This is a genomic window from Romboutsia sp. D33t1_170424_H2 (assembly GCF_015669105.1).
Classification (GTDB): Bacteria; Bacillota; Clostridia; order Peptostreptococcales; family Peptostreptococcaceae; genus Romboutsia_C; species Romboutsia_C hominis.
In genome coordinates this window covers 24,081-38,442 of record NZ_JADOZQ010000015.1, presented here as the reverse complement: position 1 = coordinate 38,442, position 14,362 = coordinate 24,081, and the positions used below count along the sequence as shown (strand labels likewise).

7 protein-coding genes and 1 pseudogene are annotated in these 14,362 nt (G+C 27.9%); 5 read left to right on the top strand and 3 right to left on the bottom strand.

The features are described from left to right. Positions 1-121: 121 nt before the first annotated feature. Positions 122-1,720 (bottom strand): peptide chain release factor 3, encoded by a 1,599-nt coding sequence (locus I4U66_RS12795; RefSeq protein ID WP_195929117.1) that lies wholly within the window; start codon positions 1,718-1,720, stop codon positions 122-124. A 382-nt stretch (positions 1,721-2,102) separates the two neighbouring features. Here I4U66_RS12795 and I4U66_RS12790 point away from each other — a divergent pair, with 382 nt between their 5' ends. Continuing rightward, the gene (locus I4U66_RS12790) at positions 2,103-2,774 is read left to right on the top strand and encodes a YkgJ family cysteine cluster protein (RefSeq protein WP_195929115.1); all 672 of its coding nucleotides are present in this window, start codon (positions 2,103-2,105) and stop codon (positions 2,772-2,774) included. A gap of 236 nt (positions 2,775-3,010) precedes the next feature. Here I4U66_RS12790 and I4U66_RS12785 read toward each other — a convergent pair whose 3' ends face one another. Next, positions 3,011-3,532 (bottom strand): helix-turn-helix domain-containing protein, encoded by a 522-nt coding sequence (locus I4U66_RS12785; protein ID WP_195929113.1) that lies wholly within the window; start codon positions 3,530-3,532, stop codon positions 3,011-3,013. Continuing rightward, positions 3,511-3,993 (bottom strand): annotated as a pseudogene (locus tag I4U66_RS14990) (ATP-binding cassette domain-containing protein). The gene I4U66_RS12785 and the pseudogene I4U66_RS14990 overlap by 22 nt, the downstream one beginning before the upstream one ends. A gap of 434 nt (positions 3,994-4,427) precedes the next feature. Between I4U66_RS14990 and I4U66_RS12775 the strand changes: the two are divergent. Genes I4U66_RS12775 through I4U66_RS12760 form a run of 4 tightly spaced genes read left to right on the top strand, consistent with a single transcriptional unit; the run spans position 4,428 to position 14,330 of the window. Next, positions 4,428-6,014 (top strand): hypothetical protein, encoded by a 1,587-nt coding sequence (locus I4U66_RS12775; protein WP_195929111.1) that lies wholly within the window; start codon positions 4,428-4,430, stop codon positions 6,012-6,014. 15 nt (positions 6,015-6,029) lie between these two features. Further along, entirely contained in the window at positions 6,030-8,042 is a 2,013-nt protein-coding gene (locus I4U66_RS12770; RefSeq protein WP_195929109.1) for a hypothetical protein, read from the top strand. Continuing rightward, on the top strand, positions 8,032-9,069 hold the full coding sequence (locus I4U66_RS12765) for a hypothetical protein (RefSeq protein ID WP_195929107.1): 1,038 nt from the start codon (positions 8,032-8,034) through the stop codon (positions 9,067-9,069). Before I4U66_RS12770 ends, I4U66_RS12765 begins: the two co-directional genes overlap by 11 nt. Continuing rightward, positions 9,069-14,330, top strand: coding sequence for a DEAD/DEAH box helicase (locus tag I4U66_RS12760; RefSeq protein WP_195929105.1), 5,262 nt, complete (start codon positions 9,069-9,071; stop codon positions 14,328-14,330). The genes I4U66_RS12765 and I4U66_RS12760 overlap by 1 nt, the downstream gene beginning before the upstream one ends. Positions 14,331-14,362 lie beyond the last annotated feature (32 nt).

Here is a 14,362-nt window from a genome sequence, read left to right as displayed (position 1 = left end):
ATTAATCCCCCTACGTTTAAAAATAGACGTAGGGGGATTAACATTTATTTTTAGCAACGGACGAAGTCGTTGGCGACATGAAATTATTCGCCCACACAGTGGCTCAAGCGAAGCGAATTTTTTATAAAGAAGTTTCTTTTAAAACTATATTTTCGTTTCTTTCAATTAGAGTTCTAATAGACCATTCATTTTGGAATAACACTACTGGGTTGCTATTTTTATCTTCAACTAATAATGTATCCATTGGCATTGAAAGCTTACCATATTTGGAAAGATCATTTTCAATCCAACGTACATAGCGATAAGGTAGTGAATTCATTAACATCTCAACACCATATTCTTGTTTTAGACGATATTCTAAAACTTCAAATTGTAAAACTCCGACTACACCTATAATAAGTTCTTCCATACCAGAATTAGGTTGTTTGAATACCTGTATAGCACCTTCTTCTGATAACTGTGTAATACCCTTTACGAACTGCTTTCTTTTAAGAGCATTTTTTGTAGAAACTCTTGCAAAATATTCAGGCGCAAATTGTGGTATACCACTGTATTGTAAATTTGATTGCTTTTCACTTAATGTATCACCAATGTTAAATATACCTGGGTCATGTATACCTATAATGTCACCTGGGTAAGCTGTATCTATTATAACACGGTCTTGTGCTACAAACTGTTGAGGTTGAGAAAGTTTTATCTTTTTCTTTCTTTGTACATGATTTACTGTCATACCTTTTTCAAATTTACCAGAGCAAATTCGAAGGAATGCAATTCTATCTCTATGAGATTTATCCATATTGGCTTGAATTTTAAATATAAATCCTGAGAAGTTATCCGAACTAGGGTCAATATCACCTAAATTACTACTACGAGGAGTTGGTGGTGGTGTTATTTCTAGGAACGATTCTAAGAATGGTTCTACACCAAAGTTAGTAAGGGCACTTCCGAAGAACACAGGAGTTAATTCACCATTTAATATTTTATCTAAGTCAAAATTATCTCCAGCAATATCTAAAAGTTCAATATCTTCTAATAATTTTGAATGAAGAGCATCACCTAATAAAGTATTAAATTTTTCATCAGATACATCTCCAGTTATAGAATTAGCAATAGATTGTCCATGGTTACCATCATCAAATAATTCAACTTGATTTTTATGACGATTAAACACACCTTTAAATTCTTTACCAGAACCAATTGGCCAGTTTACTGGACAAGAACGAATTCCTAAGACATTTTCAATATCTTCAATTAGCTCAAATGGATCTTTTCCTTGACGGTCCATTTTATTGATAAAAGTGAATATTGGAATTCCTCTCATTTTACAAACATGGAATAATTTCTTTGTCTGATCCTCAACACCTTTAGCAGAGTCAATAACCATTACTGCACAGTCTGCTGCCATAAGAGTTCTATAAGTGTCCTCACTGAAATCTTGATGCCCAGGAGTATCAAGAATATTTATACAAAAGTTATTATATTCAAATTGAAGAACACTTGATGCAACTGATATACCTCTTTGTTTTTCAATTTCCATCCAGTCAGATACTGCATGTTTTTGAGATCTTCTTGATTTAACTGATCCTGCTTCACGAATGGCACCACCATATAATAGAAACTTTTCAGTTAATGTAGTCTTTCCTGCATCGGGATGGGAAATGATTGCAAAGGTTCTTCTTCTTTTAACCTCATCAATCAAGTTTAAATTTTGTTGTGTCATTTTTTATCATCCTTTATTTTAATTTTATGATTATATAAATATAAAAAGTTATACTTAATAATAGTTTTAAAATGAACATAATTTTCTATGTACTATAAAAAACTACAGTCTTTTTGATATTATAACTTTATTTAAAAACTGTCAATATAGAAACTAATTAAATGCTACATATTGTAACACTTTCTTTGTGAAAATCTTATGAAAATAGTTTTACTATTTTACTGTATAACACAAAGTCCTCTTTAAGATTAAGAGGATTTTTTTATATAAAAACTAGACTATATAATATAGGATGATGATAAGTTGTAAGAATATTTTTAGTATGGTAATATCTTATTTGAAATTTAATAAAATCTAAATAATAAATGAGGATGAGAAATATATGAAACGAATAAATATACTAGAAGAAATATCAGATGGAAAATTATATGACATTGAAGACACAGTAAAAGCAGATACATGTGGTTGCGATGGATGTAGTGATTGTTGTTGTGATGTTGGAGAACTAGTAGTGCTTACACCTTTTGATATATATGAAATGGTGAATTATTTAGGTGTAGGATTTGATGAGTTACTAGGAAATAATATTAAATTACGTGAAAACAACAAAATTTTATTACCATATTTAAATATGCAAGATGATAAGAATAAAAGATGTAGCTTTTTAAACGAAGAAGGGCGATGTACTATTCATGCTAAACGTCCAAATATTTGTCGTTTATTCCCTCTTGGAAGAGTGTACAAAGATGATGATTTTAAGTACTTTTTACAGGTAGGAAATTGCCCTAAAGAGAATTTAAAAGATGTTAAGGTTAAAAAGTGGGTAGGAATTGAAAACTATGATGAAAATAAGAAATTTATTTTAGAGTGGCATAAATTTATTAAGGCATTAACTTTCCGTTTAAAGTTTGTAAGAGATGAGAGCGAAATCAAGGAAATAAATGAAATTTTATTAGATGAATTTTATCGTATTAAGATAGATGAAGGAGAGAATTTTTACTTTGTATTTACAAAAAAATTACCTAATATAAAGAATAGATTAGGTATTATATAAAAAGAGTATAGAAAAAATAAAGCAATATAAATAGCAAAGTAACCATTATATATATTAAATAATTTAAAATATAGTCCTATAATAAAATAAGAAATCAAGCTTTTAGCGTTAGTTAGGAGCTTGATTTTTTTAAAATACTTTTAATTATTATTATGGAAAGATAAGTTTTCATCTTTTGATTTTCCTAAAATGATTATAGAACGTACATTAATACGTATCAATATGAATGATGATTATCACAGTAATTGGAATTTATTTAAGTTATTTTTTATTCTATTATATGTACTTATGCTAATAGTACCTCTATTAAACCAAAATCTAAATAAGCTAGGAGATATGCTTAATTTATTTGCAGCATTTAACCTAGTGTAATTATTTTTATCTATCCGCAGCTTAAGCTTGTCTAAAAATTCATCAAAATTATATAATAGTTTTGTGTAACCTTCCACACAAATATAATTCATATCAAACTTAGACGATAATAGATTAAGAACTTCTTTAGTTGGAACATATCTATTAAGTTCATAGCCACTAATAACAGATTTAGTAACACCGCATAGTTCTGTGATTTCGGAAATTGATAATACTAACTCAATTCTAGACTTTCTAAGTCTATCTCCAAATGTATCTTCTTTAAATTCATGAGCGTTTAAGTTTATATCTACTGGATCAATGTTTTTTAGTTCTTGAGTTGTACTTATATCTATCTTAGGTAGATCTATTATATCATCATTTTCTAAAGTCGCACTTTTATACATAGTGCATCTGGAAGATCGTGCATCACGAGAATAGCAGATTTACCTTCATTTCGAATGAGTTTGTATACATCATCTAAAATTAATAATCTTGTTTGATAATCAAGTGCAGAGAACAGTTCATCTAATAGTAGTATATCTGGATTTGCAGATAATGTACGAATAAGAGCAACCCTTTGTCTCATACAACCAGAAAGTTCTTTTGGATACCTATTTCTGAAATCTCATAGATCATAAGTTTTTAAAAGATTTTCAACTCTAGCTATATTTTCAGGGGTTTTATTTTTTTGTATTTCTAGTCCAATAGTTATATTATCTATTATAGTTCGCCACTCTAATAAGTGATCTTTTTGAAACATATAGCCTATATTATCATTGATATTTACTTCACCTGATGGTGGTTTTAGAAGTTTTGTTAGTATGTTTGGTATTGTAGATTTACCACTTCCAGATAGTCCAAGCAGTGTTAAAATTTATCCTTCTTCTAGAGTACAGTTAATGTTTCTTAGGACTTCTATTTCACCTTCTTTGTTATAGAAGTTTTTGTAGAGGTTTTTTACTTCTAGTATTGTTTTCATGTGGTGTAACCACCTTAGATTTTACTTGTATAGTTTATAGTATTAAATTCATAGTGGAATTTGTACCAGTTTGAGTTAGATATGTTAATTGGATTGATTATGTCTAAAGAATATTGATATAGAGCAAATTAAATTATTTAAAGTGTTTAAATGATTCAATTTAAAAGGCTGATTATAATACATAAATTTTATGTAATTATTTGGATATGTATAAGCTATAATTTAATAATATTAAAAAAAATAGAAAAATTAGTTATTTAGTGTGATAAAATTAATTATGAAAAATATATAAATAATAATAGCAATGCTTAAGGAGATGTATGGATAGAGCTAAGGAAAATTATAAAATAGGAGAAGTAAGAATAGTATCCGCAGACTATATAAAAGATACATATAAAAGATCTATATCATTTGAAGAAAAAAAATTCTTTTGCACTAACTGTGGAGAGTATGTTACCTATGTCTACAGAAATAAAGGAAAAACTTTTTTTAGACACACTAATACTACTGAAGAAACTAAACAATGTGAACTTAGAATAGATTCACAAGGTCAACTATCAGTGTATCAAAGAGTAGGTTTACCATTATATCTAAAGAAAGAAAATAATAACAAATACCAACTATATATAGGATTTTATTCATTAGGAGATAAAACAATAAATGACTTAAGAGAAAAACAATCAAAGATAACTATAAAACCTGCAAAAAATTTATCTAGTTATCAAAAGGAATACTATATAGATAAAATAAATTTCTTCTCAAATACTACCACTCTAAAACCAATAAACTTTATATCATCGAAATATAACCTAGAATATTCCTCAAAAGAAACAAAGGCTTTAGTCAATGAAAAATGGGGAGAAGAAATAGAAGGTATAAATACAAATGGAGCATTATTTAAATATGGTGAAAATGGTGGACGAAAAATAAGGATTAATGAAGAAATTGAAGCAGATACAGATTACCTTTGTATTTATAAATATGGTAATATGTTTGGATACTATGATGGTATAACGTACGAAGAATATGGTGATATTGTATTCTCCAATGGAAGCTATAAGGTATATAAAATAAGATTTAGCTTAATAGGAAAACAAGCGAAATTAATATCTGAATTTTGTAGAGAAAGCTTTAAAGTGAGTTTAGTTAATAAACCATCATATATAGTATCATTATGGCCTCCGATGGTAAAAAAGAACAATAAAGTAGAAATGTTTTATGAAAGGTATAATCTATTACTAATAAACTCTACTGAAAAAAATACAAGAGCCTTTAGGCACCAAAAGAATAGCTATGTAGAAATGCTTATTGAAAATATAGATAAAAACAAATATTTAATAAAGATGTTACCAAGCTCTATTGAAAAAGCTATTAACATAAATGATGAATACAACTCAAAATATTTATTTGTATCTAAACATAATGAAGAGATAAAAGGTTTCAATAATGAAATTTTAATTAAAGATATAGATGAAAAGGTAATAGAACAAGGAAAATATCAAAAACTTCCTATAGATGGAAAGTTGAAATTATACTCTAATTCTGAAATAGAGTTATTACACTATAGAAATGATATATTATTTAGAAACTATAAAATTAAAAGTTTAGAAACCGTAATAGAAGATATTAAATTTGGGGATAGATTATCAATAAAAATAGGCTTAAAAAATAAAACTATTTTAGAATATGAAAAAAACAAAATAGAATCTAATCAAACCTTTGATGATTTTGAAATATATAGAAGGCTAAGAAATCTTAAATGTTATTATGAGCCAGTAGATGCATATACAAAATCAATCTTAAAAAATATAAAACGATACCCAAAAACGTATAGTCTGTTAAAATCTTATATAGTAACTAATAAGATACCGATAGGAGCAAAGGGAATTTTAAAGAAAATCAAATAGCAAGTAGGAGGAAAAATGAAACCAATTAATAATACAGACTTAATTGAAAAGGAATTTGAAAAATATAGTGAAGAAGAATTCTATAGTATAATTAATTTAATAGATAATAAAGAACTAATTCAATTTATTAAGAAAAATAGTAAACAATTTAGCAAAGATACTAAAGGTTGGAGAATAGATAAATTAGACAAGAATAAACTTAAAGAAATCTATTATAAAGGAATATATAAAAGAAAAGATTTTTTATTAGGTAAATATTTAATTAAGTTAATTCAATTTAACTTAGCTGAAACAAATAATATAATAAGGTCAGAATTTGATATAGAAGATTTAAAAGTTAATTTAACAAATTATAATCATGAAAAATTAGATAAACTATTAGCTTTACTATTAAATACTCCTTTCGAGGAAAATATTATAATATACTTTAAAGCTATAGATATAGAATTAAGTGAAGAAATTAAGCTTTATATAGAAGAAAAAATAAAGATAAAAAAAGCAATAAAAGAAGAACTATTAAAATTAGAAGAAGAAATTATAACAAAATACAATGAAAAGATAAAATTAATACAAAAACAACATGCAGAGGAAATAAAATCTAAAGATAAAGCTATTAAAGAACTTAATACTAAAATAGAAGATCTTAGTAGTGAATTAAATGATATTGTAATAAAAAAAGATCAGAAAATAGCTAACTTAAATGAAGATAAGATTTGCATAGAGATGAAATTCACACGAGAGGTAGAAAAATCAAATTCTAAAATAAGTGAATTAAACCAAAAGATTGAAAGCTATATCACGGATAAAAATAGGATACTAGATTTATATGATAAAAGAGAACAAGAAAATAAAAGATTATTAAATCTATTAGAAAATAAATGTAGCAGCTTTGATAAGTTTGCAAAAGAAAAGTGGGATGAAGAAAATCAAAACCTTCATACACAAATTAAAGAACTTGAAAACAATATAAATGAATTAAAGATTAATAAAATAGAGCTAGAAGAAGAAATAAATTCTATAACAGAAGAAAAGGAAAAAATTGAAACATCAATTACTACCTTAGAAGATAAGTCAGAGGCTTTTATAAATCACATAACTTATGTTATGAATAGAATAGGAAAAAGTGAAGCTACACAATCAATGATAAATGTTGAAGTACCAAAAGAAAGTAATAGCAGTATTTATCACACACCTAGTAAACAGACTGAAGGTAAAATTGATGAAATATATGATGTATCAGAGTTTATAAATGAATTAGCTGATAATTTTGAATGTGCTGGAGTAGGTAAGGATTATGCCTATGATTTTGCAAAATATACTTATGCAACTATTAAAAATAATATGGGCTTACTAGCAGTGGGATATAATGCGAGAATAATTGCAGATGCAATATCTTATACTGTAAATAATTCAACAGCAGATAAAATTGTAATCCCACCTGGACACTCTAATGTTGTAGAACTTATTGATAAGATAAGTAGCTTAGAAAGCAAGGTTGTGCTAATTGAAAATGCAATAGATAACATAGCTGATAGTGTATATATGCCATTAATAAAGGAAAATAAAGATAAAATATTAATATTCTCAATGGAATCAAGTGAAAACATAAATATATTACCTAAAGCTATATTCAATTATGTTATGGCTGTAGATTTAGATTCAATTTTAGAAAGTGAGCCTATAGATGAACTTTATCCTTGTAGGGTATCTGATGATTTACTAGAAAATACAGAAACAAGAGAAGTTAGAAAATCTAAACTATCAAATAGCTTAAACAAGCTTGTAGATTTAGGAAATATCTCAAAGCTTAAAATGTTAGAAGTTATAAATATTATTAATAACATAGACAATGATTCAAATAGAGATATAGGAATTTATTATATGATACTATTTTCACTAGGAATGATCTGTAAAGGTCAAGAAAAGCTAGATAAATTAGAAGAGTTTATAAATAAGCAAAACTTTGATAACGACAAACTTAAGAATTTAGAAATATTTATAGAAATGGAAGAAGAATATGCATATTAAAGATGAAGTATTCAAAGAAATTATTAACGATTTAAAGATATCAAAGTATAGTGAAGAAGATGATGTAACTTATAAAGCTAGAGTTGTTTATTCAGCCCTAGCTTTATGGATGAAGATATCTACTCTTGATGGTGATATTTTAGAGGATGATAAAAAAGGAATAGGCCAAAGTAGAAAACATTTATCTATAGTAGGGAAAGTATTTTTAGAAAATATACTGGAATTATATCCTGGCCTAAAACCTTGGTTTTACTCTCAAGAAGCAAATAAAAATCCACAAGATATTATACTAGAAAGACTAATAAAATCTGGGGAGTTAATAAAGTCAGGTTTCAATACTAATCTAGCGATTCCATTATACGAAGAATGTTTGGTAAATAGAGGAGTAAAATCAACTAGAGGCATTAATTCAAGAAATATAAAAATACATTCAGGCCTAACTCAAATTGAACTGGTTAATGCAGAACAGGAAATAAATAATGAGGATATATTACAGTTTCATGGATTAGATAACTTTACAGCAAAGGAAATCTTAAAACAATATGTAGTTAATTCTCAATGGAAAAATAGAAAGAATATTACTTGTGATATTTTTAATAAATATAGCAAGGTGAGTTTTTATAATAGTTGGGAAAATAACTACAAATTAAAAGAAGGTGAAATTTCTGTATATAGAGAAAATTTCAATGATTATGGCTTAATAAAAAAAGTTAATGGAGAAATATATACAAGTCAATTTAATACTTATTTAGTAGAAAATAATGAAGTAAGAAGATTTATGTATGGTTTAAAGTCTGAAGTAAATAACAGTGTCATGGCATACTATAAATTTATTGATAGAAGTGATTGTGTAGAATTAAACCTAAAATGTGCACTTCCTAGTCAGGAGGAAAATATACTACTATCATTAGGATGGCCTAAAACTTCAATCGCAGATAGTATGAATTTAATATTTAGCATACATATATGGGACTTAATAAAACTTATTTTAGAAAAGTTGAATATTGTAGTGAGGGAGATTGACTAATGAATAAATACGGAGTATCAAAAATTCATAGTGCTATAAAAAATAAATTAATAGATTATATTAAGGCTCAGTACTTAGCAGAAAATCAATTATTAATAGAAGCATGTGAAAATTCTATAGAGGCACAAGGAATATTATTTCAAGAGCCATACATAGAGGCAAATCCAGCCTATGAAGTAGTGGAAGATGGAATAATAAATTCCAATGTACCAAAAGAAGTAAAAGATATATTATCACAAATGTCTAATAATAGACTAGGTGTATTTAAAAATCCATTTAAGCATCAGGTGAATGCTTTAGAAGGATTTTATGAAGGTAAGGATTTATTTATAGCTACGGGTACAGGTTCAGGAAAAACAGAATGTTTTATGTGGCCTATGATAAGTAGTATAGTAAGTGAAGCTGTAAGTAGTTCAAATACATGGGAGCAAAAAGGTGTAAGAGCTTTAATGTTATATCCTATGAATGCACTAGTATCTGACCAACTTGGAAGACTTAGGCGTATGATTGGGGATACAGAAGGTAAGTTCAGAAATATGTTTTATAAAAATGTTGGATCTAAGAATGCTAGAATACCTAAATTTGGTATGTACACAGGCAGAACACCTTATCCAGGGGAAAAAGATGAAAAGGAAGATAAAGAGCTTGCTCAAACTCTTTATAAAGACTTAGTAAATAAAGAAGAAGTAATTAAATCAAAATTGATAGAAATAGGAAAGTATCCTGCTAAGTATAACTTAGAGGAATATATAGATAATTTAAAACAAGGTAGGCATACAACTCATGATTATGATGCTGAGTTAATCACAAGACAAGAAATGCAACAAATGTGTCCAGATATACTAATCACCAACTATTCCATGCTAGAGTATATGTTAATGAGACCTATAGAACAAAGTATCTGGCAAGAAACTAAAAAATGGTTAGATAAGTCTGAGGATAATAAGTTATTAATTATCATAGATGAAGCACACATGTATAGAGGAGCTTCAGGTGGAGAAGTTTCTTTATTAATAAGAAGACTACTTCATAAATTAAACATTACAAGAGATAAAGTAAGATTCATACTAACTAGTGCCAGTGTTCCTAAAAATAAAGAAGATGATATCATAAATTTTGCCTGTAATCTCACAGCTCAAAATAGTGATAATAGTAACTTTAAAATAGTTCATGGAAGTATGCAAAATGTAGATACCAACAATATTATTAAAGTTAATCCAAAAGAATTAAGTTTAGTAGATATAGATGAGTTTCAAAAAGAAGAATCAATAAAAATAGAAGCTATAATAGCTTTTATAAATAGATTTAGTAATATAGATTTAAATCAAATTAAAACCTTTGAAGATGCACAAGAAAAGCTATATGAATTCTTAAGTAAATTAGAACCTATGATAGAGATTATGAAAACTTGTAGAGGGAATGGAATATCGTACTCTAATCTGGCACAAAAAGTATTTCCAAAGGAAGATACAGAAGTAGCACAAAAAGCTACTCAAGTATTATTGGGAATAGCACCATTGGCTAAAAATAAAGAAGGTCAAGTATTGTTCCCTGCAAGACTACATATGATGTTTAGAGGATTACAAGGAATATATGCTTGTAGTAATCCTAACTGCAAAGAAATAGTATCTTATGATGGAATTACCTTAGGGAAAATATATTTAAATCAAAATCTAAGTACTTGTGAATGCTGTGGAAGTAGAGTTTACGAATTAGTAAATGATAGAAGATGTGGAGCACTATTCTTCAAAGCATACATGGATCAAAATGATAGTGAACCTAGATTTATATGGAATAGTATTGGTGAACAGTTTGATAACACTATGAAAGAAGTACATTTATATATTATACCAGAGAGCAGAGAGTTAGAAAAATCTACTAGCACTAAGGTGGGATACTTAAACTCAATAACAGGTAGATTATATGAAGATGATAGATATAGAGATAAAGAAGGATTTATATATGTTTCCTATGAGGATAAGGAACAAAAAGGAAGACCAGGTGTATTAACTTACTATAACTGTCCTAAATGTAGTAAATCTCACTTGAATGTAAGTGACTTTGTAACTAAAGGAAATGAGCCTTTTTATAACCTTGTATCAGAACAATTAAGGATGCAGCCACCAAGTGTATTTGATGAAGAACAAATTAAGAAAACTCCAAATGCAGGAAGAAAAGTACTATTATTTTCAGATAGTAGACAGCGTGCAGCAGGTCTTGCAAAAGACTTAACACGAGCAGCAGATGATGATGCAGCTAGAAAGATAGTAGTAATGGCTTGTAAACAATTAACTGATTGGGCAGAAGAAAGTAGAAAAAATCCAACAATGGATTTATTATATATAGTATTTTTAGAAATTGCCTACAAAAATAATTTACAATTATTCTATGGTGAAGAAGGTAAAGTGTTTAAGGAGCATATAAGTCAGATTGAAAATGCACTAGAAAGAGCTTTAAGAAGAGGAAGAGAAGTTGAATATGATTCCTTAAAAAGAAGAATAAATGAGAGTGTTAATCTGTATAATGAGCAAATTTTAAAATTAATGTGTAGTAGTTATCGTTCATTAACGGATATAGGTCTTTGTTATATTGAACCTTGTGATAGAAGTTTACAATATGAAATAGAAGATGAATTAGAAGAAGAAGACATTAATATGTCTTGGAATGAATTTTGTATGGTATTTTCAGCATGGGCAAACTTTATAATGAAAGATACCTTTGCATTAGGTGAACAAATAGATGATGAAGTAAGAAGAAATGTAAGCTCTAGCAAGTTTGAACGTTTTGGAATAGAAGACAAGAAGAACATCCCTAAAGTAATACAAAAAATATTAAAGAAAAGTTACTCAAAGGAAGCTATAGAAGTTATACATAAGTGCTTATTAAAATATACGGAAAAACCAACAGGTAGTGATAAAAGGTACTTAAATTTAAATTTAATTACACTTAAATATAATGAAAATCAAAATTGGTATCATTGTAAAAAGTGTTCAGGTGTATTCTTTACAACATTATGGAATTATTGTGCTCACTGCGGAAATGAAAAAGTAGAAGAAATGAATGAAAAAGAATTAGAAAGATTTAGATTCTGGAGAGAGCCAGTATTAGAATCATTAGAAAGTGATGAGTTAATAACAACTATAAATACAGAAGAGCATACAGCTCAGTTATCACATAAAGACCAAAGACAAAAAATGTGGTCAACCACGGAGAATTATGAAATGAGATTCCAAGATGTACATGTTAATGATGAAATGCCAATTGATATTTTAAGTTGTACTACAACTATGGAAGTTGGTATAGATATAGGATCATTAACAGCGGTGGGACTTAGAAATATACCACCAATGAGAGAAAACTATCAACAAAGGGCAGGTAGAGCAGGAAGAAGAAGTGCAGCAATATCAACTATAGTTACTTTTACAGATAATGGACCACATGATACTCATTACTTCTTAAATCCAAAAGAAATAATATCTGGAGAAGTGAGAGCACCATGGATAGATGTAGAAAATAAAAAATTAATTTATAGACATCTTAACATGATTTTAATTACAGAATATCTATCTATTATTAACCAAAGTATAGATAAGATAAGTGCTGTTGAGTTTTTTGAAAATGATTATAATCAATTTATTAAATTTATAGAAAATTATCAATACACAGAAGAAAAATTAAATATTCTAATACCAAATATAATTTCTGTGAATATAGAAACATTAAAAGATTCGTTAATAAATCAAATAACAAAAGTAAGAGAAAAGGTTTTAAAGATGCCGGAAGCATACACTAGTGAAAAAGATACCCCAAAGGTGTTGTTAGATGTATTGTACGATGAAAGTATTTTACCTACATACTCCTTCCCAAAGAATGTAGTTGGATTGTATATAGAAGATAAAAAAGGAGAAAAAATAGAACAAAAACCAGATAGAGCCTTAGATATGGCTATAAGTGAATTTGCACCAGGAAGAGTAGTTGTAGTAGATAAGAAAACTTACAAATCAGGTGGTATATATACTCACCATTCTAAGTTCAAGCCAGGCTTCTATGAAAAACCAGCAAGGCCATATTTTGAGAGTAATGAGTACTTTAAAACCTTATATTACTGTAAAAATAAATCCTGTGGATGGTTTGGGCTAGAACTACCAGAAGATAATAAATGTCCATTCTGTAAAGGAAATGACATAAGCACAGACAACTTACTTAAACCATGGGGATTTGCACCGCTGAATGCAACAAGTATACCAGAATCAGAAGCAGAAAATGAAGTATCTTATGCAGAACAGCCTTGTTATTCAACTACACCATCGAAAGATGACATGGAAAACTCAGGCTATAGTTATATAAGAAAAGCAAAAAGAGCAGACCAAACTTTAATAGTTTTAAATAAAGGACCGAAAGGCGAAGGCTTTAATGTATGTAAAGATTGTGGTGCTGCAGTAGTAGGTTCAGAAGAATTAAATAGTAAAATAGGAAGACCATATAAGCATCCAAGAAGAAATAATATAAAATGTAGCCATAGAGAACATGAAAATGTTGTACTTGGACATTCATTTATGACAGACATGGTTATATTTGAATTTAAACTAGATAATAAAAAAATAAATACAAATATAGAAGATCTATGGATAAACTCAGCATCAATAACTTTAGCAGAAGCAATGGTTTTAGCTGCAGGAAGATTACTAGATATTGAATTTAATGAAATAAGAAGTGGATATCGTTTAAGAGCAGGAGAAGATTGTGTATATGTAGATATATTCTTATTTGATAGTTTATCAAGTGGAGCGGGATACAGCTCAGAACTTGCAAACAAAACTAATGAATTGTTAGAATATACACTAAAAATATTACAATCATGTGACTGTGAACAATCATGTCATAAGTGCTTGAATCACTTTTGGAATCAAAGAGTACAAAATAAACTAGATAGAAAGCTAGCAATACAACTCTTAGAATGGGGACAAAGTGGGAAAATAGCAAATAAACTAGATATGGATGAACAATTAAGGTTATTTAATCCACTTGAAGAGTTATTGAAGTTAGACGGTTATAGTTGCAATATGTTGGAAAGTAAAGAAGAATTTATAGTAGTTGAGAAAGATAAAGTCAAAAAGAAGGTTTACATTCATCCATCAATGTGGAATGTAAAGGATATGAAGATGGATAAAAATATAATTTATATATCTGATAGAATGATAGCAAATGCATTACCTAAATCTTATAGTGATATAGTAAATACGTTTAATAGTAAACTATAATTTTTTAGTTTAAATAAAAATAGCTCCTAGCA

What these genes read in the sequence shown, in the direction of transcription:
- I4U66_RS12770 (WP_195929109.1), top strand. Translation starts at nt 6,030, where the DNA reads ATGAAACCAATTAATAATACAGACTTAATTGAAAAGGAATTTGAAAAA.
- I4U66_RS12775 (WP_195929111.1), top strand. Translation starts at nt 4,428, where the DNA reads ATGGATAGAGCTAAGGAAAATTATAAAATAGGAGAAGTAAGAATAGTA.
- I4U66_RS12760 (WP_195929105.1), top strand. Translation starts at nt 9,069, where the DNA reads ATGAATAAATACGGAGTATCAAAAATTCATAGTGCTATAAAAAATAAA.
- I4U66_RS12795 (WP_195929117.1), bottom strand. Translation starts at nt 1,720, where the DNA reads ATGACACAACAAAATTTAAACTTGATTGATGAGGTTAAAAGAAGAAGA.
- I4U66_RS12785 (WP_195929113.1), bottom strand. Translation starts at nt 3,532, where the DNA reads ATGTATAAAAGTGCGACTTTAGAAAATGATGATATAATAGATCTACCT.
- I4U66_RS12765 (WP_195929107.1), top strand. Translation starts at nt 8,032, where the DNA reads ATGCATATTAAAGATGAAGTATTCAAAGAAATTATTAACGATTTAAAG.
- I4U66_RS12790 (WP_195929115.1), top strand. Translation starts at nt 2,103, where the DNA reads ATGAAACGAATAAATATACTAGAAGAAATATCAGATGGAAAATTATAT.